Raw genomic sequence first — 25,339 nt, forward strand, 5'->3', positions numbered from 1 at the left:
AGGCGGAGACGACTCTCCGCCCCGCCTTCGTTGCGCGCGGACGTCGCCACTGGGCCGTCTGAGTGATTTCCCCCGGGACCGCACCGTAGGTGCTCAAGGTCCGGGCGTAACGGCCCGAAACACCAGACGGACCCGGGCGGTCGTCCGGGAACAACTGACCCACTGGACATGAAATCGGAATGGGGACGAGCACATGATCGCTCGCATTCGTAAGTCGATCGACGAGAAGGACCAGGGCTTCACGCTCATCGAGCTCCTCGTCGTCATCATCATCATCGGCATCCTCGCGGCGATCGCGATCCCGGTGTTCCTCAACCAGCGCAAGAAGGCGGTCGACGCGTCGATCAAGTCCGACCTGCGCACGGTCGCCAACGAGTTCGAGACGTTCTACACGGACGCGCAGAAGTACCCGATCTCGACCGACATCACGGGCACCGCCCCGGCGATCAAGATCGGCGCCTCGGACGTCAAGCTCAGCAAGGACAACACGCTGACGCTCGTGAGCTCGAACGACACCGCGTTCTGCATCAAGGTCGCGAACCCGAAGGGCACCACCACCACGGGGTTCTACTACGACAGCGACGGCGGCGGCCTCCTCGCCGCGGGCGTCACCTGCTCCTGATCCACCACCGCGGGGCCGTGGCCGGGCGTCCAGCCCGCCACGGCCCCGCGGGGCATGAACAACCCAGCGCGACCACCACATCTGAGGAGCTGTGATGCGGCCAGACAGCGACACCGGCGTCCGTCAACCCGACGCCGGTTTCACGCTCATCGAGGTCGTCGTCGCCCTCTTCCTGCTGGGTGTGGTCGCCGCAGCCGCGTTGACGTTCTTCATCCGCGGCATGCAGAGCACCTCGCACCTCCAGCGCAGTCAGAACGCCGTCGCCGTCGCTACCGAGGCGATGGAGCGAGCCCGCGCCGTCAAGCCGGGTATCGCCGACATCGCGACCGGCACGAGCGGCCTCGTCATCGGTCGGTCGAAGGCCGCGGTCGACGCCGCGTGGGCCGCGGCGGCCCCGGTCGACGTGGCGGACATCAACGCCGAGTACGACACCCAGGCTGCGACGCGTCCGGGCATGGCGCTGCCGATCACGTACACGACCAAGGCGTCGGACACGACATACACCGTCACGACGCTGGTCGGGAGCTGCTTCCGGCTCAAGTCGGCGAGCACGGCCGACCAGGCGTGCACCAAGGCCGGCGACGCCACGACGTCCGTCAAGATGTACCGCGTCTCGGTCGTCGTCACGTGGAAGCCTGGCAAGGGCGGCCAGTGCGGCGCGGGCGACTGCGTCTACCGCGTGTCTGCGCTCGTCGACCCGACGAAGGACGCGAGCTGGAACCTCACGTCCAAGCCTGTCGCCTACGACGACGACGTGATCACGTTCGAGACCGGCGGCGCAGCGTTCGTGTCCAACATCCTCGCCAACGACGAGCCGGGGTATGTCGCACCGGGCGTCAACCCGACGTCGATCACCGTGAACCCGGCCTTCGGCCTCGCCGAGGCGGTCGCCAGCGGCTCGGAGATCGGACGGCTGAAGTACACACCGCCCGCCAACGAGTCGGGCATCACGTCGCTGCGGTACCGGCTCAGGGACGGCGCGGGGCGCACGTCGAACGAGGCGACCGTGGCGATCCAGGTGACGCCGAAGGCGGGCAACGGCACCGCACCGGCCGTGCTCACCGGCTCCACCACGGCGATCACCGTGCCGGCGGCCGGCACCGGGCTGACCGTCACGAGCGCGACGGTCTCAGGCGGCGGGTCCATCACCGGCACGAGCGGCACGACGATCACGTACAAGGCGGGCACCAGCGCGACGACCGCCACGATCAAGTACCGCGTCACTGACGCGAGCGGTCTGCAGAGCGCGACCGAGGGCACGATCACCGTGGTGGTCAACGCTGCGGCGAAGCCGGTCGTCGGTCCCGTCACGGCAGTCCTGCCGGCGGTCGCGTCGACCACCACGCGTGACCTCGACATCCTCGGGCTCAACGGGCTCACGCCGACCTCGAACTACGAGCTGGGGCCGTCGTCCCCGCTCCCGACGATCACGATGCTCGCCGGCGGATCCGGCTCGGCGGGGACGCTGACGCTGTCGACCGACAAGACGAAGCTCCAGTGGGGGCAGAGCACGACCAGCCAGCTCAAGTCGGTCGGCGTCTACCAGTTCACCTACACCGCGACCAAGATCGCCGGCCAGACGTCCGACCCCGCGGTCGCCACGGTTCAGATCGTCCCGGTCGCCACCGCCGTCGCTCCGTCGACGACGTACAAGGGCACGGTCTCCACAGCGCAGACGATCGCGCCGCCGACGACGAACATCCCGGTGACGTACTCCGGGCTGACCTACTCGATCGTGTCGCCGGTGACGTGCTCGCTCGGCACCGGGGCTGCGACCAGCAGGGCGGCGAGCCTCAGCGTGAACGCCACGACGGGACAGTTCTCGTTCGTGGCGCCGGCCTGGACCAGCGGGAGCGGGAGCGGATCGTGCACCTTCACGTACCGGACGACGTTCACCGGCGGCGGTTACACGCTGCAGTCGGCCACCGCGACCGGCACGCTCCTGGTGTCCAAGTCATGAGCCGGGTCCGCGCGGCGCTGAGGCGCCGCACCGAGGGCGCCGACGGCGGCATGAGCCTGGTCGAGCTCATCGTGGCGATGGGCATCTTCACGGTCGTGGTGTCGGTCTTCATGGCGGGCATCGTCGTGATGACGAAGTCGACGGCTCGGGCCCAGGCGGTCGGCGATGCGGGCGACTCCGTCCGCAAGGTGTTCCAGAAGCTCGACAAGGAGGTCCGGTACGCGAGTGCCGTCAACGGCGCCGGGCCCGGGTCGGCGGGGACGTACTACGTCGAGTACCTGACGACGGCCGTGGAACCCGGCACCAAGCCGCTGTGCACGCAGTGGCGGTATGTCGCGTCCAGCCGGCAGCTCCAGGTTCGGACGTGGCGCACCGACGCCCCCACGCCGACGGCGTGGCGCACGATGGCGACGAACGTCCGCAACGACCTGACGACGAACAAGCCGTTCGTCACGACGTTCGCCGGGACGGTCGCCCTCAAGCAGCGGCTGTCCGTCCGCCTCGACGTCGGGCCCGGTCCCGCCGGTGGACGCAAGGGCGCCGAGCTCGATGCCGACTTCGTGGCGCGCAACTCCTCGATCGACGCGCAGTCGAACCGTGACGACGACGGGAACGGGCTGAGCGACTACCCCGTGTGCCCCGGCCCTGGGAGGCCCTGATGATCCACCGCCACAGCACCATGGCCACCGCCCGCGAGGCCCTCGCGTCGCGGCTGCGTCCGCGGGCGGAGGGCAGCGACGAGGGCATCGCCCTGCTCACGGTGGTCATGATGATCATGATCATGTCGGCGCTGAGCATCCTCCTGCTGGGCGTCGTGACGGCGCAGGTCAAGCCGACGATGTTCGCCGGCAAGAACTCGCGGACCGTCTTCGCCGCGGAGGCCGGCCTCGACGCCGCGCTCGGCCAGGTCCGGTCCGCGCTGGGCGCGGCTGACGCCTCCGGCAACGTCTACGGCGACCCGCACAAGCTGCCGTGCACCGTGCAGGGCCACGTCGGCGGCGCGAAGGCGACCACCGAGTACAAGGTCACGATGACCTACTTCTACGAGGACCCCGCCGGCAAGGACGCGGCGTGGCGCTCGGCGAACAAGCTCGCATGCTCGACGACGACCGGCCTGTCGATCTCGCCGTCGTTCGCGCTGCTGTCCTCCGAGGGCCTCGACGCAGGTGTGCCGGGACTCGCGACGACCGCCGGCGACCGCACGCTCGAGACCGTCTACACGTTCCAGGTCTCCAACACCAACATCGACGGCGGCACCATCTACGCGATCGGCGACAAGCACTGCCTGCAGGCGACCAGCCAGAAGGCGGGGGCCACGGTCGTGTACGTGAAGGGAGCCGTGTGCGGCTCCGACGACCCGCGCCAGATGTGGACGTACACCAAGGACTACCAGATCATGCTCTCGGTCACGAACGCCGGCGGCTCTGTGGTCCCGCTGTGCATGACCGGCAACTCGGACGGTGGCGGCAACATCGAGATCACCCTCACCAAGTGCGTGGTCGACAACCACAACCAGGAGTTCAGCTGGGAGGGCGGCGCCCGCTGGAGGGGGCAGAAGGCGGACGGCACCAACTACAGCAGCTACTGCCTCAACGCGGGTGGTGTGTACGACGACACCGAGCTGGTCGGCAAGACGCTCAAGTACGGCACTTGCCAGGGGGACAACACCCTGTACGGCTCGTTCGACCCAGATGCACGCGTGGGCGCCGGCCCGGCCGGCTTCGACACCGTCCAGATCGTCAACTTCTTCGAGTTCGGCCGCTGCATGGACGTCACGAACGAGAAGGTCACCGAGCCGTACATGATCGTGTACCCGTGCAAGCAGGACCCCAGCGGCGGCAGCAAGCTGCGGTGGAACCACAAGTGGAAGTACAGCGAGCCCACCAACAAGAAGGGGTCGCTCGGCGCGCAGCAGATCGTCGTGAAGAACGGCAACCCGGACACCAACTACGGCGTGCCGAACGCTGACTACTGCCTCACGACGCCGCTGGACACCGACAGCTCGACCTACGTCACGATGAAGCAGTGCAGCGGCTCGAACGCCAACCAGAAGTGGACGCGCAACGCGGAGCTGGCGACGTACGCCGAGAGCTGGACCTTCACGGACCGCTACGGCCGTTGCATCACGCTCGGTGACAAGTACGACGGCAAGTGGTCCAAGATGGTCGTCGCCAAGTGCAACGGCCTCGCCGAGCAGAAGTGGAACGCGCCGCCGCTCTCGCAGAGCTCGAAGCTGACCGACTACAAGGAGCTGAACAACTGAGCGCGCTCGACGACGGGACCGTGACGGCGGCCGTGGTGGTCCTGGCGGGACTCCTCGGGCTGCTCATCGGCTCGTTCCTCAACGTCGTGATCTGGCGGGTCCCGCGCGGCGAGTCGGTGGTGTCGCCGCCGAGCGCCTGCCCGGGGTGCGGTCAGCGGATCGCCCCGCGGGACAACGTGCCTGTGCTGTCGTGGCTCCTCCTGCGCGGGCGCTGCCGCGGCTGCCGACAACCGATCTCCGCGCGCTACCCGTTGGTCGAGCTGGGCACGGGTCTGCTGTTCGCGGCCGTCGCATGGCGGGTGGGGCTCTCGCCGGCCCTGCCGGCGTTCCTGTACCTCGCCGCCGTCTCGGTCGCGCTGGCCCTCATCGACCTCGACGTGCGGCGGCTCCCGGACGCGATCGTCCTGCCCTCCATCCCGGTGGGCCTGGTCCTGCTCGCGGTGGCGAGCTGGGGGGCGGGCGACTGGGGGGCGGTCGGTCGTGGGGTGATCGGCGCCGTCGCGCTGCTGGTCTTCTACTTCCTGCCGAACCTGGTGCGCGCCGGCTCGATGGGTCTCGGCGACGTCAAGCTCGCCGGCCTGCTGGGGCTCTACCTCGCGTGGGTGGGCTGGAGCGCGTTCGTGGTCGGAGCGTTCGCGGCCTTCCTGTTCGGCGGTGTCGTCTCTCTGGTGCTCGTCGCGGCCCGTCGTGCCGGGCGTCGCTCGAAGATCCCGTTCGGCCCGTTCATGCTCGCCGGCGCCGCGTTCGGCCTCGTCGCCGGGGCGCCGGTGGCCTCGGCGTACCTGTCCACCCTTCTCTGACGGGTTTCGGGCGGATCCCTCAAGTTGGGGAGGCCAGGGCCCGATACGAGGAGAGGCACGACCGTGCTTCACCGGAAGGGGTAACGCGTGGCCAGGACGCGGGTCATCGGGCTCGACATAGGCACGACAGCTGTCCGTGCGGCACAGCTGGAGTTCGGCCCGGGCGGGCCGAGCGGCAAGGGCCAGCCGGCGCTCGTGCGGTACGGCGAGGTGCCCATCCCGCTGGGAGCGGTCCGGGACGGTGAGGTGGCCGACCAGCAGGTGGTCTCCCAGGCGATCCGTCAGCTGTGGGCGGTGCAGAAGTTCGACTCGAAGGACGTCGTGATCGGCGTGGGCAACCAGCGGGTCGTCGTGCGTGAGCTCGCGCTCCCGTCCATGCCGATGGCACAGCTGCGCTCGTCGCTGCCGTTCCAGGTCCAGGAGCTCCTGCCGATGTCGACCGAGGAGGCGCTCCTCGACTTCTACCCCGCGCAGGAGGTCCAGACCGACCAGGGCCGGATGGTCCACGGTCTGCTCGTGGCCGCGGTGCGCGACACCGTGACGGCCAACGTCCTGGCGGTGGAGTCGGCCGGGCTGCGGCCGACGATGGTCGACCTCAACGCGTTCGCGCTGCTGCGCGGCATGGCTCGGGGTGAGCTGGCGCAGCGCACCGTCGCCCTCGTCGACATCGGCGCCCGCGTGACGGACGTGACGATCGTCGCGCACGGCGTCCCGAGGTTCGTGCGCACGGTGGCACAGGGCGGCCAGGACGCCACGGACGCGATCGCGCGTGCGATCAACGCCTCGGCCAGCGACGCGGAGTCGCTGAAGCGGCAGATCGGTGTCGGGTTCGCGGTCGCCCCCGAGCTCCAGGACGCGAGCGACGCCCTGCACACCGTGGCTCGCAACCTCGTCGAGACCGTGCGCAACACGTTCGTCTACTACGCCGGCAACAACCCGGGTGCGGGGATCGACGTCGTGGTGCTGACCGGCGGCGGAGCCCACCTGCCCGGCCTCGGCCAGTACCTGTCGAGCGCGTCCCGGCTCCCCGTGACGCTCGGCGACCCGCTGGCGTCACTGTCCATCGCGCGGACCGCGGGCTCTCGCGAGGCCTACGCGGGCCGCGAGTCGCTCATGGCGCTGCCCGTGGGCCTGGCCTTCGGAGTTGCCGCATGAACGTCACCGTCAGCACCTCGCGGACGAAGTCCAAGGGCTCGACCTCCGGGTCGGTCTCGGGCGCCGCGGCGCTGCCCCAGGTCAACCTGCTCCCGCCGGAGGTGCGCGCCGCGCGCGGCCTCGTGCACACCAAGCGGTGGCTCGCCATGTCCGTCGCCGTCGTGCTCGTGGTGATCGGGCTGGTGTACGCGTTCGCCGTCCTGGCACGCTCGAGCGCCGAGCAGGAGCTCGCGACCGAGATGGACACGACGACGCAGCTCCAGGCGGAGGTCACGAAGTACGCGGAGGTGCCGCGCGTGCTCGCCGACCTCGGGCGCACCAAGTCCGCCCGCACCCTCGGCACCTCGACCGAGGTCCAGTGGAAGGGCTACCTCGACGCCATCACGGCGGTGCTCCCGCCGAACGTCTCGATCGACACGTTCTCGGTGGCGCAGTCCACCCCGTGGGAGACGGCGGCCGCGCCGCAGGACCCGCTCATCACGCCGGGGATCGGCACGCTGACCTTCAGCGGCCGGGCCAGCACGCTCCCGGACAACGCGGCGTGGCTCGACGCGCTCGACAGCATCCCGAACTTCTCGCACCCGACGTTCTCGGCTGCGACGATCGCGGCGCTCGACGGCCCGTCGTACTACATCGTGAGCTCGACCGTGCAGGTCGACCTCACCGCCGTCGCGAACCGTTTCCCCGCGAACCAGGAGGGCTGACGCATGACCGTCTCGAAGAGCGGCCCGTGGATCGCGGGCGCCGTCATCCTGTCGCTGCTGCTCGCGGTCGCGTCGTGGTTCTTCGCCATCTCGCCCGTCATGGCGAGCACCGGTGAGGCCAACGAGCAGGCGCAGGCGCAGCGCGACCAGAATGCGATGCTGCGCGACAAGATCAACAAGCTGAAGGTGCAGTCCGGCAAGCTCGACGAGCTCAAGGCGGAGCTCGCCGGCCTGCAGCGTCAGGTGCCTCCCGTCGACGCGCTCGCGGACTTCCAGCGGCAGGCCGCCACCTACGCCGCACAGCGGTCCGTGACGATCGTGTCGGTGATGGTGTCGCCCGCGGCGGCCGTCGTCCCGCAGGTCGCAGCCGCTCCAGCCGAGACCGAGTCCGCGGAGCCGGCGGCGCCCACCGACGGGTCGGCGCCGGTCGACACGGCGCCCGCACCGACGGCGACGGCGCTCGACGGCTTCTACGAGCTGCCGATCTCGCTCGAGGTCATCGGCACGTACGCCAACGTGCTGGGCTTCCTCAGCGACATGCAGTCCGTGAACGAGCGCCTGTTCCTGGTCTCGAACCTGGCAGGGACCGGGACGCAGGAAGCGCAGGCCGCCGGTGGGCGCCCGGCGACGGCGGTCGGTGACCTCGACCTCGTCATCTCGGGATCCGCCTTCGTCCTGACGCCGACGCTCGCGCCTGAGGTCGCACCCGTCGACCCCGCCGCCGCCCCGCCGGCGCTGCCGGTGCCGCCGGCCGACAAGAACCCGCTCGTCCCGCTCGGCTGAGCACGTCCTCGACGCCGCGGCTCCCTCCCGGGGGCCGCGGCGTCGTCGTGCCGCCGCGGCTCCCGGCCCGGGCGCGCCGCCCAGTTCCCGGACCGTTCTGTCGTGTCGTCGAGCCCGTGGAAGGATGCGCGGCATGCTGCGTTGGTTGACTGCCGGTGAGTCGCACGGTGCTGCCCTGACGGGAATGCTCGAGGGGCTGCCGGCAGGCGTGAAGATCACGACGACGGACGTCCAGGCAGCGCTCGCGCGCCGACGTCTCGGGTACGGGCGCGGCGCCCGGATGAAGTTCGAGCAGGACGAGGTGCGGCTGCTCGCCGGCGTGCGGCACGGCGTGACGCAGGGCGGTCCCGTGGCCATCGAGATCGGGAACACCGAGTGGCCCAAGTGGGTCGACGTGATGTCCGCCGACCCGGTGGCGGACGCCTCGGTCCTCGAGCGCGCGCGCAACGCACCGCTGACGCGGCCCCGGCCAGGTCACGCTGACCTGGTCGGCATGCGGAAGTACGGCTTCGACGACGCCCGCCCGGTGCTCGAGCGCGCAAGCGCCCGGGAGACCGCGACCCGCGTCGCGCTGGGCACGGTCGCCGCGGCGTTCCTCGAGCAGGCGGCCGGCATCCGGCTCGTGTCCCACGTCGTCGCGATCGGCCCGGTGTCCGTCCCGGAGGGCGCGGCGACGCCGTCGCCTGACGACGTCGCCGCCCTCGACGCGGATCCGGTGCGGTGTTTCGACGAGGCCACCTCGGCCGCCATGGTCGCGGAGATCGACGACTGCCACCGTGCCGGTGACACGCTCGGCGGTGTCGTCGAGGTGCTCGTCCACGGGGTGCCGTCGGGCCTGGGGTCCTACGTGCACGCCGACCGCCGTCTCGACGCCAGGCTCGCGGGGGCGCTCATGGGGATCCAAGCGATCAAGGGCGTCGAGGTCGGGGACGGGTTCCGCACTGCCGCTCGACGCGGGTCGCAGGCGCACGACGAGATCGAGCGCGACGCCTCGGGGCGCGTGGTGCGCCGTACCAACCGGGCGGGTGGCCTCGAGGGCGGCATGTCGAACGGCGAGGTGCTGCGGGTGCGGGCCGCCATGAAGCCCATCTCGACGGTCCCGCGCGCGCTCGACACGATCGACACGTCGACGGGGGAGTCGGCGAAGGCGCAGCACCAGCGGTCGGACGTGTGTGCCGTCCCGCCGGCTGCGGTGGTCGCGGAAGCGATGGTGGCCCTCGTGCTCGCCGACGCGCTGCTCGAGAAGACCGGTGGCGACTCGGTCGCCGAGGTCCGCCGCAACCTGGAGTCGTACCTCGAGGCGGTGCCTGAGCTGCTGCGCTGACGGTTCGCACGTCCCTGGGCCTCAACTCGGCAGGTCTTCGGGTCGATGAGACCGTGTCAGGACTGGCACAGCAGGAGGAGTGGCGCGTGGTCGCCGAGACGTGGACCGCACCGGGCCGTTCCCCGATCGTCCAACGGTACGCGGGCTGGATGTCGTCCGAGCTGGACCGGGCCCATGCCGACCATCCGGGTCTCGTGCGGCTTGTACGGGCCGTGTCGTTGCGGCCGGCCCCGGTGCTCGCCCTCCTGGCGGCCGTGTCGGCGGCGCTCGTGACGGCGACGGTCCGGCCCAGTGACGCGTGGCTCTTCGTGCGGGCGGCGTCGGCGATGCTCGGGCCGGACTTCTTCGACGTCTTCGCGGATCCGGTGCTGCAGGTCGGACCGCTGTTCCTGGTGGGAGTGGGTCTCGTCGCGCGCGCGGCCGAGATGGTCGGCCTGCCGCCCGCACCGGTCGTCGCCGGCGTCCAGGCCGGTCTCGTCGCGTGGCTGGGTGTCGCGGTTGCGGCCGCGTTCGCGCGCGACGGCGGGCGGGACCCGAGGCCGGCGCAGTGGGCGGTCGGCGGCGCTCTCGTGGTGGGCGGCCTCCTCACCGAAGGCGTGGGCAGCGGCCATCCGGAGGAGATCGCGCTCGGCCTGCTCCTCGCAGTCGCGGCCCGCGCTGCCGCCCGCGGCTCCGGCGTCCGGCTCGGGCTCGTCATCGGTCTGGCGACCGGGGTCAAGGCGTGGGGGCTGCTCGGTGCGCCCTTGGCGCTCCATGGGCGCCGGGTCCGTCAGGTCCTGCTCGCGGCCGGTGCCTGCGTCCTCACTGTCGCGCTCTGCTACTTCCCGTTCTTCGTCTGGGGTCACGTCGCGACGTTCTCGTTCCGGTGGGACTCCGCCGACGGCTCGAGCCTCCTGCGCGTGGCAGCGGGGCAGCTCGGCATGAGCGACTGGGGCATGCGCGTGGTGCAGGGCGCCGCCGCGGCCGGTGCCGGAGCGCTCGTGGCCCGGCGTCGGCGCGGGTCGCCGCTGGTCGTGGTGGTGACAGTCGTCGCGGTCCGCCTGCTGCTCGACCCGGTCCGGCTCACCTACTACACGGGACCGCTCGTCGCGGCCGTCGTCCTCTGGGCGTGGACCGCGCAGGCTCGACCGGGCGTGGTGACGAGGATCGTGCTGCTCGCAGCGGTGCCGCTCGTGGTGGTGCTGCCGTACGTGCTGCCGACCCCTGTCGTCGACGGCGCGGCGAGCGTGCTCTACGTCGTGGTCCCGCTGGCGGTCGTCGCCGCCGAGCGCCGCGCTCCGGCCCCGTCGGCGTCCGGCAGCCCGACGGCGCCGTGACCGTGGGGCCGCGGGGGGTACGCTGCCCGCCGTGCCTGCCCAGTCGAGCCCTCTCCCGCGCGTCGTCCTCATCGGGCCGCCGGGCTCCGGCAAGTCGACCGTCGGTGCCGCTCTCGCGGACCGCTGGCAGCTGAGCCTGCGGGACACCGACGTCGATGTCGAACGGGTCGCGGGCAAGCCGGTCCGGGACATCTTCGTCGAGGACGGCGAGCCGGAGTTCCGGCGGCTGGAGCGCGAGGCGGTGGCGTCCGCGCTCCTTGGTCACGAGGGGGTGCTCGCCCTCGGCGGCGGCGCGGTCGTCGACCAGCGGACGCAGGACGGCCTGCGCGCGTACCGGGAGCGCGGCGGGGTGGTGGTCTTCCTCGACGTGAGCCTCGCGCACGCCGCTCCTCGAGTCGGCCTCAACACGTCGCGGCCGCTGCTCGTGGGAAACCCCCGCGCACAGTGGTCCGCGCTCATGGAACGACGGCGACCCGTGTACGAGGCGCTCGCGACCGTGCGGGTCTCGACGGACGGGGCGCGCCCGGCGCAGGTCGCCGAGCAGATCGAGCTCGCGCTGGCCGAACGACGGACGGCGCCCGGCAGGACGGGGTCGCAGGGTGACTGACACGCAGGACATGACGCAGGGCAGCGCGGCGGGGCGGAGGACCGTGCCGGTCGCCGGGGCCCAGCCGTACGACGTGGTGATCGGGCGGCACCTGCTCGGCTCCCTGCCCGCACTGCTTGGTCGGTCCACGCGCCGGGTGCTCGTCGTTCATCCCGCTGCGCTGTCCGCGTCGGCCGACGCGGTCCGCGAGGATCTCCTCGCGCAGGGCTACGAGACGTTCGTCGCCGAGGTGCCCGACGCCGAGGAGGCCAAGACCGCGCAGGTGGCGGCGTTCCTGTGGGGTGTGCTCGGCCAGGCGGACTTCACGCGGACGGACGCGGTGGTGGCGCTCGGTGGGGGTGCCACGACGGACCTGGGCGGCTTCGTCGCAGCGACGTGGCTGCGTGGCATCCGGGTCGTCCAGGTGCCGACGACCCTCCTCGCGATGGTCGACGCGGCTGTCGGCGGCAAGACCGGCATCAACACCGCGGAGGGCAAGAACCTCGTCGGGGCCTTTCACCCCCCCGCGGGCGTGCTCTGCGACCTGGCCGCGCTCGAGTCCCTCCCGAAGCACGACTTCGTCGCCGGGCTCGCCGAGGTCGTCAAGTGCGGGTTCATCGCGGACCCGCACATCCTCCGGCTGGTCGAGGACAACACGGCACTGCTGACGGACCCCGTCGCGGCCGCCTCGTCCTCCGTGCTCCACGAGCTCGTCGAGCGCGCCGTGGCGGTCAAGGCCCGCGTCGTCGGCGAGGACCTGAAGGAAGCCGGCCTGCGGGAGATCCTCAACTACGGCCACACGTTCGGCCACGCGGTCGAGCACGTCGAGCGCTACCAGTGGCGGCACGGCGCCGCGGTGTCCGTGGGAATGGTGTTCGCGGCGGAGCTCGCGCGCGTGGCGGGGCGCCTGTCGGACGACGTCGTCGAGCGGCACCGGACCATCCTGACCTCGCTCGGCCTTCCCACGTCGTACCGCGGCGACCGCTGGGACCGGATCATGACCGCGATGCGGCGCGACAAGAAGACCCGAGGTGACCTGCTGCGCTTCGTCGTGCTCGAGGACGTGGGCCGACCGGTCCGCCTGGAGGGTCCCGACCCGACGCTCCTCGCGGCGGCGTACGCGGAGGTGAGCGAGGGCGCGGCACCGCCGTCGAGGGCGGTCTCGCTCTAGCGGCCCGACCGGTCGTGGGCCTTGACCGGCGGGCGCCGGCTCGTCGCCTAGGCTTCGACCATGATGCGCGCGCTTGTCCTCAACGGCCCGAACCTCGGTCGACTCGGCGTCCGGGAGCCGGACGTGTACGGGACGGCGTCCTACGAGGACCTGGTGGTCGCCGCCGAGAAGTGGGGCGCGGAGTGCGGCATCCAGGTCGAGGTGCGACAGACGGACGACGAGTCCGAGCTGATCGGATGGCTCCATGAGGCGGTCGACGCGGGCGTGCACGTGGTCCTCAACCCCGCCGCGTTCACGCACTACTCGTACTCGCTGCGTGACGCCGCGGCGCAGGTGACGAAGGCGGGCCTGGTGCTCGTCGAGGTTCACCTGACCAACCCGTACGGCCGGGAGGCCTTCCGGCACGTGTCGGTCATCGGGCCGGTGGCGACCGGCACCGTCGCGGGCTTCGGTCTCGACTCGTACCGCCTGGCGCTGTCGGCGGTGGCGTCGCGCGCCTGACTCCGGGCCCCGCACCGGACCTGCGCGCCGGACGGGACGGTCGTCGGCCTCAGGAGCACGCAGTGATCTCGTACACGGATGCCGTCCCGCCGGAGTCGACGAGCCGCAGGCCCTGCGCGGGTGCCTCGCGCACGTCGGTCCTGTCCGGTCGCTGGTCCCAAGGCTTGGGGTCCACGTACAGGTAGCCGACGGCGAGCGCCGCGAGGTTGCGACAGAGCCGGTCGTCCTTCCCGAGGACGTGCAGGTGCTCCCGCACGTAGGTGAGCTCAGGTGTCTCTGCGACGTCGGTCGTGCGAGGGACGACGGGCTGTCCGTTCAGGGCGTAGAGGTCGGCGGCGCCCGAGAAGGGTGAGCCGAGGACGGCTCGGTCCGGCGCGAGCTCGGTGCGGAGGCGGTGCAGCATGGCGAGCTCGGCGTCGTCCGCGACCTTGCCCGCCGCGTCCGGCCCGTAGGTGGAGCGTACGAGACCGACGAGCCCGCCGGTGGAGACCAGCGCTGGGGCGGCGAGGAGCGCGACGACGGCGAGGGTGGCCACGGCTGGCGACCGGCCCTCCCTCCGGGCCACGAGCCGCAGCCGTCGCCACGCGGTCTCGACGGTGAGGGCGGCGAGCGGGATCATCAGCGCCGCGAGGACCGGCGCGAACCGCTTGGGCTCCCCGTACCACGGTGCGTCGACGGCGGTGAGGACGGGCACGGCGGACGTCGCGGCGAGGTACCACGCGACGGCGGTCACGAAGGCCAGCACGAGCCACCGGGAGTGACGCACGCGCCAGGCGAGGACGCCGCCCGCGACCGACCCGGCACCCACGACGAAGCCGCACCCCAGGGCCATGCCGGTGGCGTCGGCGGACAGGAGGTGCACCACCGCCTCGAGGGGGGAGACCGGGGGTTCGGCGGGCCAGCCGACGACGAGCTCGAACAACGGGGTCCGGGCGACGGCCGCGACGGCCGCCGCCGCGACGCCGCCGGCCAGCACCACGCCGCCGGCGACGAACGCCCGGCGCGCCGGTTCCTGCCATGTCCTACGGACGGCCCGGTGGACGGTGGTCACCGTCCAGGGCGCGAGGACCAGGGCGGTCGCGAGGAGCGCGTTGGGGTGGGTCCAGGCGAGCCCGGCGGCCGCCACGGCGGCGACGCCCAGCCGTCGGCCCGTCGTCGTGCTGGGGCGTCCGGCCACGACCGCCAGCACCGTCGGGACGAGCGCGACGCCCATCGCGTTCGGCACCATCCCCTCGGGCCGCATCGTGAGGTAGAGGGGCAGGGCGGCGCCGCAGCAGGTCATGGCGGCCGCCCAGCTCCACACGCGGGGCCGGTGGGGCAGCGCGGCCTGGGTCAGGTGGACGACCCCGAGCGTCCACGCGGCCGCGAGCGGGACCACCGTCGCGACGTTGAACGTCGCCGCTGCGTCCGGCCAGGAGGGGAGGAGCGCGGCTGCGTCGTGCCAGGCCGCCCCGTAGAACCCGTTGGCCGGCATGCCGGGGAGTGCGGCGACCTGCGGGAAGGTGAGGCTCGACCCGGACCCGGTCTCACGGATCCAGGCGATTCCGTTGAGGTGGACGACCGTGTCGTACGCGGTCGCGAGGCGGCCTGGCCGGCCCATGCCGACACCGACGGCGACGAGCTGCACGAGCACGCCGACCGCGATCCATGTGCCGAGCGCCCGCCCGCCGGGGACCACTGGTTCGTTCGCGCCGTTCGAGAGGCCCCGTCCGGTGCGGTATCTCTCGGCGCTGCGCCGGTGCGCCGCGAGGCGCCGGGCGGCCAGGACTGGGACCGTCACCGCCACCACCGCGAGGCATGCGGCGCCCGGACCCCACGGGAGCGTCCCGTCGAGCACGACGGCGGCGGTGCCCAACAGGCCCAGCGTGGTCGCGGGTGCCAGTGCCGCCCAGCTGACCCAGGTGCCCCGCCAGCCCCAGGCCGCGAGGACGGCGGTGCCCGGGAGCCAGAAGACGACGACGACGAGGACGCTCGCGAGCGCCGCCTCCCACCACTCCATGACCCATGCATCGGCCTTCCCGGGGTCAGACTTGACCGCAGCGCACAGGGCTGAGAACTTGTAAGTCGGTCTACAAGCAGGGAGACTTGTCGAATGTTCGTCATGACGATCGACCAGCGGGGGAGCAGGGTGCACGGCGACAGGGTCGCGGAGCTGCTTGCACTTCTGGCCGACGAACCTGCGGTCCGTGCGTTCGAGCGGACCGTCGGCGACGAGGTCCAGGCTGTCTACGACGACGAGCACGCCGTCGTCGCCGCAGCCCTCCGCGTGATGCGCACCGGTGGATGGAGCGTCGGTATCGGCGCGGGCCCGGTCGACGAGCCGTTGCCGCCTTCCCCGCGCGAAGCTGCGGGCCCGGCCTTCGTCCTGGCCCGTGCGGCCGTCGAGGCCGCGAAGAGCCGCTCCCGCACCGTCCCGCTCGCCGTGCGCGGCTTCGACGACGGCGCGGGCAGGGACGCCGAGGCCGTGCTCGTCCTCGTCGCCGCCGTGGCCGCCCGTCGCTCGGAGGCGGGGTGGGTCGTCGCCGACGCGATGGCAGCCGGGGAGGTGCGGCAGGAGGTCGTGGCGTCCTCTCTCGGGGTCTCGCAGCAGGCGGTCAGCCAACGCCTGCGCACCGCGCTGTGGGCCGAGGAGCAGGGCGCCCGGCGCGCCGCCGCGCGGCTGCTGGCGCTCGCCGAGGGCGTGCGGGAGGATCGCGGCGCCTGACCGTCGAGCCCCCGCCCGGCGGGACCCGACCGACAGGAGCCCCGCGTGCCCGTCGCCCTCGTCGCCACCGTCGTGGTGCTGGCGCTCGTCGTGTCGATCCTCGGCGGCTGGTTCGCCGTCATGGGCGTGCTGCGCCTCGCCGCCCGGTCGGCGGACGCGGGCGCGCCGGGTGGCGACCCGCGACGCCCCCCGGCCCATGCGCGCGGCGCCGGCCAGGACCCGGCGAGCCGTCCCGTCATCACGCCGCTCGCCGTGTCCGACGGCCCCGAGGGTCTCGGGGCGCGCGCGGTGCTGCGCGGCGGGACGTGGATCGGTGCGCTCGAGCGCCTTGCGGTGACGGCGTGCATGCTCGTCGGCCAGCCCGAGGGGATCGCCGTCGTCATCGCCGTCAAGGGCCTGGGGCGCTACCCGGAGCTCAAGGAGAACCCCGGGGCGTCCGAGCGGTTCGTCATCGGGACGCTCGCGTCGCTGCTGTGGGCCGCGGGCGTCGGGTACGGCGCCCAGCTGCTCCTCGCGTGACGTCTCGGACGCGTCGGCGTCGTGCGGCGCCCGGGTGCCGGGCCTGACGAAGCGTGCCGCGAGCCACGGTAGGATGATCGGCGGTCTGCGGCCGGACCGGCCCTCGTGCGACAGCAGGTACCGGCGCCCGCCCCTGGGACGCGACCCGTGCGAACCCAGGACGAGCCCGTACGAGCCGGCGGACCGCCGAATGCCCAGAACCCTCGACAGGAAGCGACGATCGTGGCGACCACCAACGACCTCAAGAACGGCATCGTGCTGAAGATCGACGGCCAGCTCTGGACCGTCGTCGAGTTCCAGCACGTCAAGCCCGGCAAGGGTGGCGCGTTCGTCCGCACCAAGCTCAAGAACGTCCTGTCCGGGAAGGTCGTCGACAAGACGTTCAACGCGGGCCTCAAGGTCGAGACGGCGAACGTCGACAAGCGCGACTACCAGTACCTGTACAAGGACGGCGACGACTTCGTGTTCATGGACACGGACACGTTCGACCAGCTCCACGTCTCGGCCGCCACTGTCGGCGACGCCGCGCACTTCCTGCTCGAGAACCAGAGCACGATGGTCGCGACCAACGAGGGCGTCCCGCTCTACGTCGAGCTGCCGCCGTCGGTCGTCCTCGAGGTCACCTACACCGAGCCGGGCCTGCAGGGCGACCGCTCGTCGGCCGGCACCAAGCCCGCGACCCTCGAGACCGGCTACGAGATCCAGGTGCCGCTGTTCCTCGAGTCCAACACCAAGGTCAAGGTCGACACGCGTGACGGCAGCTACCTGGGCCGCGTGAACGACTGAGGTGGCCGCCCGGAGCAAGGCCCGCAAGCGGGCCCTCGACGTCCTGTTCGAGGCGGACCAGCGCGGCATCGAGCCCGTGACGCTGCTCGCCGAGCGCATCACCGAGCCCGGCACCGAGGCGGCGCTGCCGCAGTACTCGGTGGACCTCGTCGAGGGCGTCGTGGCACACCAGGAGCGCATCGACGAGCTGCTCGCGACGCACGCCCACGGGTGGACCGTCGAGCGCATGCCGGCGGTCGACCGGGCGATCCTGCGGCTCGGCACGTGGGAGGTCCTGTTCAACGACGACGTCCCGGACGCCGTGGCCGTCGACGAGGCCGTCGAGCTGGCCCGGAACCTGTCCACGGACGACTCGCCCGCGTTCGTCAACGGCCTCCTGGGCCGGATCGTCGACCTGAAGCCGACGCTCCTCGCCTGACCCTCCGACGCCCGCTCGTGCCGACCCGGTGCGGGCGGGCGTCGTCGTTCCCGGGGTCGTGGTGCGCGCGAGTCGTGCGCGACGCCGTCAGCGCGAGCGGCGCACCACGCCGACCCGGCCGCCCTCGGGGGCGGCGGCAGGCCGCGGGACGCCGAGGGGCCGGACGTTGCGCATCCGCTCGGGCACCACGGGGATCGCCTCGGTGACCGGTCGTGGCCCGCGCACGGGCAGGTTCGGTGCGGCACGGCCGAGGAAGTTGCCCTGCACCCGGTTGACGCCCAGGTCGACGAGCACGGTGAGGTCGGACGCCTGCTCCACGCCCTCCGCGACGACGTCGAGCCCGTGGGTCTCGGCGAGCGCGATGATCGCCCGCACGACGCCCTGGCCGCGCTCGGTGCCGACGTCGCGCACGAACGAGCGGTCGATCTTCAGCGAGTCGACGGGCAGCCGCGACAGCCGGGACATCGAGCTGTAGCCCGTGCCGAAGTCGTCGACGGCGATCCGCACGCCGCGGGCGCGCAGCTCGGACAGCACCGGGACGGCGGTCGAGGTGCTGACGAGTGCGCTCTCGGTGATCTCGAGCGTGAGGTGCTCCCAGAACGCGTCGCCCCACGCCGTCTCGATCTGCTCGAGCGCGTCGGGCTCGGCGAGCTGTCGAGCGGCGACGTTCACGGCGACGGGGATCTGGAAGCGCTCGAGCGACCGGCGGGCGTGCGTGAGCACGGACAGGCCGATCGGCACGATGAGACCGGACTCCTCGGCGAGCTCGAGCCAGTCGGCGGGCAGGATCAGGTGGCCGTGGTGGTCCCAGCGCGCGAGAGCCTCGACCTGCACGACCTCGAGCGTGCGGGCGTCCACGACGGGCTGGTAGTAGGCCGTGAAGTGGCCGTCCTCGACGGCCGTCTCGAGCGCGACGCGCCGGTGCCGGTCCGCCTCGACCCGACGGCGCAGCGCGCGGTCGAACACCCGGAACCCGGTGCGCGACCGTTTGGCCTCGAGCATCGCGGTGTCGGCGTGCGAGACGAGGGCGTCGGCGTCGACGATGTCGCCGGGCACCCAGGTCGCGACGCCGACGGTGAGTCGCGCCGGCCGGCTGCCGAGCGCGCGGTCGACGAAGCCCTCGCGGATCCGTCGGGCGAGCACCACGAGGTCGACGTCCTGCGGTGCCCGGGAGACGACCATGACGAACTCGTCGCCGCCGAGCCTCCCGACGAACGTGTCCTCGCCCGTGGCGATGCCGCGCAGGTAGTCGGCGACGCGCATGAGCAGCGCGTCTCCGGCGGAGTGGCCGAGCACGTCGTTGACCCGCTTGAACCCGTCGAGGTCGCAGTAGACGAGCGAGACGCGGGTGCGCTCGACGTTCGCGCGGTCGAGCACGTCGGCGAGGTGGCGCTGCACCGAGCGACGGTTCGGCAGCCCCGTGAGCGGGTCGGCGAACGCGGTCTGGTTGAGCCGGTCGGTGAGCTGGTACCGCTCGGCGGCCGTCGCGACGAGCTGCGCCATGTCCACGAGGAATGCGCGCTCGCGCGGGCCGTGCTCGACCTTGGCGGGGGAGTAGAGCTCGGCGACGTACCGGCCGTGGGAGATCGGCCGCAGCGAGCCCTCGATGCTCGGGTCGCCGAGCACGACCCGGACGTCGTCCCGCGCCTTGAGCAGCAGCGCGTCGGCGTCCTTGGCGAACCACGCGGTGTTCGACAGCGCGGCGAGCGAGTCGCGCATCCGGTTCTGACGGCGAGCCGCGTGCTGCGCCTGGCGGAGGCGCACGAGCCCGAGCGCCTGCAGGCCCAGCGCGAGCGGCACGGCCCACAGCGCGGTCGCCCGCGTCGAGACGATGTGGCCTGGCATGAGGATGCCGAGCGTCATGAGCCCGAGCGACTCCGCACCGGCGGTGACGAGCAGCGCGCCGAGCGCCGTGAGGCGTGCCCGGCCGACGGCGACGACGACGTAGGCGACGACGACCGCGGTGGCCGTCAGCAGCAGGGCCACGGCGAGCGGGCCGGGCGACGACTCGCGCGAGCCGTCGAGCGGTGTCCACCACAGCACGTCCCGGACGAGGAGCAGGGCGCCGGTCGCGACGAGCCACCACCGCACCGAGGGGCCGCGGCCGACCGCACGGGTCGCCGGCAGCGCGAGCAGCAGGAAGCCGGCGAGGAGCTGGGAGTGCGCGAACACGAGGATCTCGCGCACGCCGCCCGTTGGTGCGACGGCGTACAGGCCGCCGGCCAGCAGCATCAGGCAGATGTCGACGGACCACGCCATCGACCAGACCGCCTCGGCGCGGCTGATGCCGTCGCGCCACCACACCCACTGGAGCACGGCGAACCCGCCGACCAGACCAGCGGTGAGCAGCTGGAGGACGGTGACCCACACCGGTACGTAGCCGAGCACGACTTACTCATCGGTCACCTGTGCGTCCCATTTGACGTGGCATCCGGGTGACGGTCGTGTCGTACCGGGTCGACCCGGACAGACGTGACGGACGCCGCACGTGGACAGGCAGGCGACCGGGGGACCGCGGACGGTAGTCTGCCGTCACCAGACGTTCCTTTAAGACCCGTCCTGTGAGGCGGGGAAGGAGTCGCTCGGATGAGCACAGGCATGTCCGCGTCCACCGACGGACGCAGCGACGGACAGTCGCACGGAACCAGCGACGACGCGAACGTCGTCCTCGGCGCCCCCGAGATCGGCCGGGCGCTCACGCGCATCGCGCACGAGATCCTCGAACGCAACAAGGGCGGCTCGGACGTCGTCCTGCTCGGCATCCCCACCCGCGGCCTCCCGCTCGCCCGGCGCCTGGCGGCGCGTCTCGTCGCCGTCGAGGCGGGCCTCGAGGTGGACGGCCTGGTGGGCAGCCTCGACGTGACGATGTACCGCGACGACCTCGCCCACCACCCGACCCGGACGATCGGCGCGACCGACATCCCGGGCAGCGGCATCGACGACAAGGTCGTCGTGCTCGTCGACGACGTCCTGTTCTCGGGCCGGACCATCCGCGCCGCCCTCGACGCGATCAGTGACCTGGGCCGCCCGCGCGCCGTCCAGCTCGCGGCGCTCGTCGACCGCGGCCACCGTGAGCTCCCGATCCGCGCGGACTTCGTGGGCAAGAACCTGCCGACCGCGCTGTACGAGCGGGTCCGGGTGCTGCTCGACGAGACCGACGGCCGCGACGCGGTCCTCATCGAAGGGGGCGCCCGGTGAGGCACCTGCTGTCCACCGCGGACCTGGACGTCGCCGAGGCCGTCCGCATCCTCGACACGGCGGGCCAGATGGCCGCGACGCAGGCCCGCGAGATCAAGAAGCTGCCGACGCTGCGCGGCCGCACGGTCGTCAACCTGTTCTTCGAGGACTCGACCCGCACGCGCATCTCGTTCGAGACGGCGGCGAAGCGCCTCTCGGCGGACGTCATCAACTTCTCGGCGAAGGGCTCGAGCGTCTCGAAGGGTGAGTCGCTCAAGGACACCGCCCTGACCCTGCAGGCGATGGGCGCCGACGCGGTCGTCATCCGGCACCACGCGTCGGGCGCGCCGCACACGCTCGCGCACGGCGGCTGGACCACCGGCTCGGTCGTGAACGCGGGCGACGGCACGCACCAGCACCCGACGCAGGCCCTGCTCGACGCGTACACGCTGCGCCGCCACCTCGTCGGCGACGGCGGCCGGGCCGACGTGTCCGGCCGGGACCTCACCGGCCTGCGCGTCGCGATCGTCGGCGACGTGCTGCACAGCCGGGTCGCCCGCTCGAACGTGCAGCTCCTGCACACGCTCGGCGCGGAGGTCACGCTCGTCGCGCCGCCGACGCTCGTGCCGGTCGGGGTCGAGGCGTGGCCGGCACGCGTGTCCTACCACCTGGACGAGGCCATCGCCGACGACAAGCCGGACGCGATCATGATGCTGCGCGTCCAGCGGGAGCGGATGTCGAGCGCCGGTGGCGGGTTCTTCCCGAGCCCGCTGGAGTACACGCGTGGCTACGGCCTCGACGCCCGCAGGCTCGCGTCGCTCCCGGAGCACGCGATCGTCCTCCACCCCGGGCCGATGAACCGCGGCCTGGAGATCTCGGCGGACGCGGCGGACTCGTCGCGCGCGGTGATCGTCGAGCAGGTCGCCAACGGCGTCGCGGTCCGTATGGCGGTCCTGTACCTCCTGCTCGCGGGCGGCGACGCCCCGACGAGCAGCCAGCCCGGCACGACGAACGAGACGAAGGTGGACGCGTGAGCACGAGGTACCTGCTGCTGGACGTGGCACCGCTCGGCGGCGAGGCGACGGACGTGCTGCTCGCCGACGGGGTGATCGCCGTGATCGGTGAGGACGCGCAGGCGCAGGCGGGCGACGACGCGACCGTCCTCGACTGCCACGGTCTCGTGCTGCTGCCGGGCCTCGTGGACCTGCACACGCACCTGCGGGAGCCCGGTCGGGAGGACGCCGAGACGATCCGCTCCGGCACCCGGGCGGCGGCCCTCGGCGGGTTCACCGCCGTGCACGCGATGGCGAACACCACGCCGACGCAGGACACGGCGGGTGTCGTCGAGCAGGTCTGGCGGCTGGGTCGCGAGGCCGGCTGGGTCGACGTGCACCCGGTCGGCGCCGTGACCGTCGGCCTCGAGGGCGAGCGGCTCGCCGAGCTCGGCGCGATGGCCGAGTCGCAGGCCCAGGTCCGGGTGTTCTCGGACGACGGGAAGTGCGTGCACGACCCGGTCGTGATGCGGCGTGCGCTCGAGTACGTCAAGGCGTTCGACGGCGTCGTCGCGCAGCATGCCCAGGAGCCGCGGCTCACCGAGGGCGCGCAGATGCACGAGGGCGTCGTGTCGGCCGAGCTGGGCCTCGCGGGCTGGCCCGCGGTCGCCGAGGAGGCGATCATCGCGCGCGACGTGCTGCTGGCCGAGCACGTCGGGTCGCGCCTGCACGTGTGCCACCTGTCGACGGCCGGGTCGGTCGAGATCATCCGCTGGGCCAAGTCCCGCGGCATCGACGTGACGGCCGAGGTGACGCCACACCACCTGATCCTCACCGACGAGCTCGCCCGCGGCTACGACCCCGTCTACAAGGTGAACCCGCCGCTGCGGACGCAACGCGACGTCGAGGCGGTCCGCGCGGGTCTGGAGGACGGCACGATCGACATCGTCGCGACCGACCACGCGCCGCACACGCGCGAGGACAAGGACTGCGAGTGGGCGGCCGCCGCGTTCGGCATGACCGGCCTCGAGACCGCGCTCTCGGTGGTCCAGGAGACGATGGTCGACACCGGTCGCATGACCTGGGCGGACGTCGCGCGGGTGCTGTCGACCGCCCCGGCCCGCATCGGGCGCGTGTCCGACCACGGCCGGCCGATCGCGGTGGGGGAGCCCGCCAACCTGGTGCTCGTCGACCCGGCCGCGCGCCGGACCGTCGAACCCGAGCAGCAGGCGACCAAGAGCGTGAACTCGCCGTTCCGCGGCCGCGACCTGTCGGGCTGCGTGATCGCGACGTTCCTGCGCGGCAGGGCGACCGTGCTCGACGGCTCGCCGTGCGACGAGAGCGTGGTGGTCAGCAGATGACGCGGACCGAGGTGTCGGTCGCCGTCCTGGTGCTCGTCGTGCTCGTGGCCCTCGGGGGCATGTGGTTCGGCTGGCGAGGGCGACGACGACGTTCCGAGGCCGTCGTCCCGACGCTGCCGCAGGTACCCGCCGACCTGGGCGCCGCCCGGCTCGGCCCGCTCGACGCCGTGTACGTCTCGACGACGCGCGCGGGGGACTGGCTCGACCGGGTCTCGGCCCACGGGCTCGGCGTGCGCAGCCTCGCGACGGTCGACGTGTTCGACGCGGGCGTCCGGATCGGGCGCACGGGTGCGCCGGACGTGTTCGTCCCGGCGGGCGCCCTGCGCGCAGCCTCGACGAGCCCCGGCATGGCCGGGAAGTTCGTCGGGGGCGACGGCCTCGTGGTCCTCACCTGGCAGGCAGGCCCGGACGACGCCCGCGGGCTCGACACCGGCCTGCGCCCGCGGCACGCCGCCGACCGCCCCCGGCTGGTCGAGGCGGTCGCCGCACTCATCGACGTGACGCCCGGCGCACCCGGGCAGGAGGAGACACCATGACAGACGCAGTGCTCGTCCTCGAGGACGGACGGACGTTCAGCGGCGAGGCGTACGGCGCCACCGGCGCGACGCTCGGCGAGATCGTCTTCAACACCGGCATGACCGGCTACCAGGAGACGCTCACCGACCCGTCGTACCACCGCCAGATCGTGGTCATGACCGCGCCGCACATCGGCAACACCGGCGTGAACGACGACGACCCCGAGTCGTCGCGGATCTGGGTCGCCGGATACGTGGTCCGCGACCCCGCCCGCCGGGCGTCGAACTGGCGCTCGCGCCGCACCCTGGACGACGAGCTGGAGCAGCAGGGGATCGTCGGCATCAGCGGCATCGACACGCGCGCGCTGACCCGGCACCTGCGCGAGCTCGGCGTCATGCGCGCCGGCATCTTCTCGGGCGACGCGCTCGTCGACGGCAGCGGCGACCGTCGCCCGGACGACGAGCTGCTCGCCGAGGTCCTGGCCGCACCCGCGATGGCGGGCGCCGACCTCGCAGGCGAGGTGTCCACGGACGCGGCCTACGTCGTCGAGGCGCTCGGCCCGGACGGGATGCCGCTCGGCACGCCCGTCGCGACGGTCGCGGCGGTCGACCTCGGCATCAAGGCGATGACGCCGCAGCGGATGGCCGAGCGCGGCATCCGTGTGCACGTCCTGCCCTCCACGGCGACGATCGACGACGTGCTCGCGACCGAGGCGGACGGCGTCTTCTTCTCGAACGGCCCCGGCGACCCGGCCGCGGCGACCCACGAGATCGACCTGCTGCGCGACGTCCTGGACCGCAGGATCCCGTTCTTCGGCATCTGCTACGGCAACCAGCTGCTCGGCCGCGCCCTCGGGTTCGGCACGTACAAGCTGGGCTACGGCCACCGCGGCGTGAACCAGCCGGTGATCGACCGGGCCACCGGCAAGGTCGAGATCACGGCGCACAACCACGGGTTCGCGGTCGACGCGCCGCTCGACGGCGACGCCGTCGCCCCGTACGACGGCGGCCGCTACGGCCGGGTCGTGGTGTCGCACGTCGACCTCAACGACGACGTCGTCGAGGGCCTGCGGGCGCTCGACCTGCCCGCGTTCAGCGTGCAGTACCACCCGGAGGCCGCGGCCGGCCCGCACGACGCCGCCTACCTCTTCGACCGTTTCCTCGAGCTCATGACCGGTCCCGCCGCCACCGGTGGCGACACCGCAGACGACCAGAAGGGTGCCGCCTGATGCCCCGGCGCACAGACATCTCCAGCGTGCTGGTGATCGGGTCCGGCCCGATCGTCATCGGCCAGGCCTGCGAGTTCGACTACTCGGGGACGCAGGCGTGCCGCGTGCTCAAGGAGGAGGGCCTGCGGGTCGTCCTGGTCAACTCCAACCCGGCGACGATCATGACCGACCCGGAGTTCGCCGACGCCACCTACGTCGAGCCGATCACCACCGAGGTCCTCACGTCGATCATCGCCAAGGAGCGCCCCGACGCGATCCTGCCGACGCTGGGCGGCCAGACGGCCCTCAACGCCGCGATCGCGCTCGACGAGGCCGTGGTGCGCGTCGCGGTGTCGAACCCGTTCGACCCCTTCGCCGCCCAGGCCTTCGGCTTCATGTTCCAGCGCCGCGTCGAGCGCGTGATCGGTCGGGCCAGCGACATCGATGTCGCGATCGAGCGGCTCTACCATGGCC

The 25,339-nt window shown here is 72.4% G+C and carries 25 protein-coding genes; 23 read left to right on the forward strand and 2 right to left on the reverse strand.

Going from position 1 to position 25,339, the window contains the following annotated elements; all coding sequences use genetic code 11:
• The first annotated feature begins 193 nt into the window (after positions 1–193).
• The 13 genes from J7523_RS18405 to J7523_RS18465 all read left to right on the forward strand — a co-directional run bounded on the left by J7523_RS18405 (position 194) and on the right by J7523_RS18465 (position 13,185).
• Positions 194–622 carry a prepilin-type N-terminal cleavage/methylation domain-containing protein gene (locus J7523_RS18405; protein ID WP_291889990.1) on the forward strand — a complete coding sequence of 143 codons (429 nt, stop codon included), beginning with the start codon at positions 194–196 and terminating at the stop codon, positions 620–622.
• Positions 623–716: 94 nt separating this feature from the next.
• Positions 717–2,582 (forward strand): prepilin-type N-terminal cleavage/methylation domain-containing protein, encoded by a 1,866-nt coding sequence (locus J7523_RS18410; RefSeq protein ID WP_291889993.1) that lies wholly within the window; start codon positions 717–719, stop codon positions 2,580–2,582.
• Positions 2,579–3,241 (forward strand): prepilin-type N-terminal cleavage/methylation domain-containing protein, encoded by a 663-nt coding sequence (locus tag J7523_RS18415; RefSeq protein ID WP_291889995.1) that lies wholly within the window; start codon positions 2,579–2,581, stop codon positions 3,239–3,241. Before J7523_RS18410 ends, J7523_RS18415 begins: the two co-directional genes overlap by 4 nt.
• Entirely contained in the window at positions 3,241–4,845 is a 1,605-nt protein-coding gene (locus J7523_RS18420; protein WP_291889998.1) for an RICIN domain-containing protein, read from the forward strand. The genes J7523_RS18415 and J7523_RS18420 overlap by 1 nt, the downstream gene beginning before the upstream one ends.
• Before the next feature lie 20 nt (positions 4,846–4,865).
• Positions 4,866–5,645: an A24 family peptidase gene (locus J7523_RS18425; RefSeq protein ID WP_291890001.1), complete on the forward strand. Its 780-nt coding sequence runs from the start codon at positions 4,866–4,868 to the stop codon at positions 5,643–5,645.
• Positions 5,646–5,732: 87 nt separating this feature from the next.
• A complete protein-coding gene (gene pilM, locus J7523_RS18430; protein WP_291890004.1) occupies positions 5,733–6,800 on the forward strand; it encodes a type IV pilus assembly protein PilM in 1,068 nt (355 codons plus the stop codon).
• The gene (locus J7523_RS18435) at positions 6,797–7,504 is read left to right on the forward strand and encodes a fimbrial assembly protein (protein WP_291890006.1); all 708 of its coding nucleotides are present in this window, start codon (positions 6,797–6,799) and stop codon (positions 7,502–7,504) included. Before pilM ends, J7523_RS18435 begins: the two co-directional genes overlap by 4 nt.
• A gap of 3 nt (positions 7,505–7,507) precedes the next feature.
• A complete protein-coding gene (locus J7523_RS18440; protein WP_291890008.1) occupies positions 7,508–8,287 on the forward strand; it encodes a hypothetical protein in 780 nt (259 codons plus the stop codon).
• 133 nt (positions 8,288–8,420) lie between these two features.
• Positions 8,421–9,611 (forward strand): chorismate synthase, encoded by a 1,191-nt coding sequence (gene aroC / locus J7523_RS18445; protein WP_291890010.1) that lies wholly within the window; start codon positions 8,421–8,423, stop codon positions 9,609–9,611.
• Between the two features lie 53 nt (positions 9,612–9,664).
• Positions 9,665–10,927 (forward strand): glycosyltransferase 87 family protein, encoded by a 1,263-nt coding sequence (locus tag J7523_RS18450; RefSeq protein ID WP_291890012.1) that lies wholly within the window; start codon positions 9,665–9,667, stop codon positions 10,925–10,927.
• 31 nt (positions 10,928–10,958) lie between these two features.
• The gene (locus tag J7523_RS18455) at positions 10,959–11,534 is read left to right on the forward strand and encodes a shikimate kinase (protein ID WP_291890015.1); all 576 of its coding nucleotides are present in this window, start codon (positions 10,959–10,961) and stop codon (positions 11,532–11,534) included.
• Between the two features lie 10 nt (positions 11,535–11,544).
• A complete protein-coding gene (gene aroB, locus J7523_RS18460) occupies positions 11,545–12,684 on the forward strand; it encodes a 3-dehydroquinate synthase (protein ID WP_291890051.1) in 1,140 nt (379 codons plus the stop codon).
• A gap of 60 nt (positions 12,685–12,744) precedes the next feature.
• Positions 12,745–13,185 carry a type II 3-dehydroquinate dehydratase gene (locus tag J7523_RS18465; protein WP_291890018.1) on the forward strand — a complete coding sequence of 147 codons (441 nt, stop codon included), beginning with the start codon at positions 12,745–12,747 and terminating at the stop codon, positions 13,183–13,185.
• A gap of 49 nt (positions 13,186–13,234) precedes the next feature.
• Here J7523_RS18465 and J7523_RS18470 read toward each other — a convergent pair whose 3' ends face one another.
• Positions 13,235–15,184, reverse strand: a complete 1,950-nt coding sequence (locus J7523_RS18470; protein ID WP_291890021.1) for a DUF6541 family protein — start codon at positions 15,182–15,184, stop codon at positions 13,235–13,237.
• 102 nt (positions 15,185–15,286) lie between these two features.
• Here J7523_RS18470 and J7523_RS18475 point away from each other — a divergent pair, with 102 nt between their 5' ends.
• The 4 genes from J7523_RS18475 to nusB all read left to right on the forward strand — a co-directional run bounded on the left by J7523_RS18475 (position 15,287) and on the right by nusB (position 17,612).
• Positions 15,287–15,889: a hypothetical protein gene (locus tag J7523_RS18475; protein WP_291890024.1), complete on the forward strand. Its 603-nt coding sequence runs from the start codon at positions 15,287–15,289 to the stop codon at positions 15,887–15,889.
• A 45-nt stretch (positions 15,890–15,934) separates the two neighbouring features.
• A complete protein-coding gene (locus tag J7523_RS18480) occupies positions 15,935–16,408 on the forward strand; it encodes a hypothetical protein (protein WP_291890027.1) in 474 nt (157 codons plus the stop codon).
• A gap of 222 nt (positions 16,409–16,630) precedes the next feature.
• Complete coding sequence (efp, locus tag J7523_RS18485; RefSeq protein ID WP_291890030.1) at positions 16,631–17,194, forward strand: elongation factor P; 564 nt, start codon at positions 16,631–16,633, stop codon at positions 17,192–17,194.
• Position 17,195: 1 nt separating this feature from the next.
• Positions 17,196–17,612 carry a transcription antitermination factor NusB gene (gene nusB / locus J7523_RS18490; RefSeq protein ID WP_291890035.1) on the forward strand — a complete coding sequence of 139 codons (417 nt, stop codon included), beginning with the start codon at positions 17,196–17,198 and terminating at the stop codon, positions 17,610–17,612.
• An 87-nt stretch (positions 17,613–17,699) separates the two neighbouring features.
• On the opposite strand, the gene J7523_RS18495 is transcribed toward nusB, so the two are convergent.
• Positions 17,700–20,000: an EAL domain-containing protein gene (locus J7523_RS18495; RefSeq protein ID WP_291890037.1), complete on the reverse strand. Its 2,301-nt coding sequence runs from the start codon at positions 19,998–20,000 to the stop codon at positions 17,700–17,702.
• Between the two features lie 198 nt (positions 20,001–20,198).
• Between J7523_RS18495 and pyrR the strand changes: the two genes are divergently transcribed.
• The 6 genes from pyrR to J7523_RS18525 form a co-directional block, all read left to right on the forward strand.
• Positions 20,199–20,810, forward strand: coding sequence for a bifunctional pyr operon transcriptional regulator/uracil phosphoribosyltransferase PyrR (gene pyrR / locus J7523_RS18500; protein ID WP_291890039.1), 612 nt, complete (start codon positions 20,199–20,201; stop codon positions 20,808–20,810).
• Complete coding sequence (locus J7523_RS18505; protein ID WP_291890040.1) at positions 20,807–21,823, forward strand: aspartate carbamoyltransferase catalytic subunit; 1,017 nt, start codon at positions 20,807–20,809, stop codon at positions 21,821–21,823. Before pyrR ends, J7523_RS18505 begins: the two co-directional genes overlap by 4 nt.
• The gene (locus J7523_RS18510) at positions 21,820–23,142 is read left to right on the forward strand and encodes a dihydroorotase (protein WP_291890042.1); all 1,323 of its coding nucleotides are present in this window, start codon (positions 21,820–21,822) and stop codon (positions 23,140–23,142) included. Before J7523_RS18505 ends, J7523_RS18510 begins: the two co-directional genes overlap by 4 nt.
• Entirely contained in the window at positions 23,139–23,678 is a 540-nt protein-coding gene (locus J7523_RS18515) for a hypothetical protein (protein ID WP_291890045.1), read from the forward strand. The genes J7523_RS18510 and J7523_RS18515 overlap by 4 nt, the downstream gene beginning before the upstream one ends.
• Complete coding sequence (gene carA / locus J7523_RS18520; RefSeq protein ID WP_291890047.1) at positions 23,675–24,886, forward strand: glutamine-hydrolyzing carbamoyl-phosphate synthase small subunit; 1,212 nt, start codon at positions 23,675–23,677, stop codon at positions 24,884–24,886. Before J7523_RS18515 ends, carA begins: the two co-directional genes overlap by 4 nt.
• Positions 24,886–25,339, forward strand: a 454-nt coding sequence (locus J7523_RS18525; RefSeq protein WP_291890049.1) for a hypothetical protein, incomplete at its 3' end; no start/stop codon positions are given. The genes carA and J7523_RS18525, both read left to right, overlap by 1 nt.

Source organism: Cellulomonas sp., from assembly GCF_017744555.1.
Lineage (GTDB): Bacteria > Actinomycetota > Actinomycetes > Actinomycetales > Cellulomonadaceae > Cellulomonas.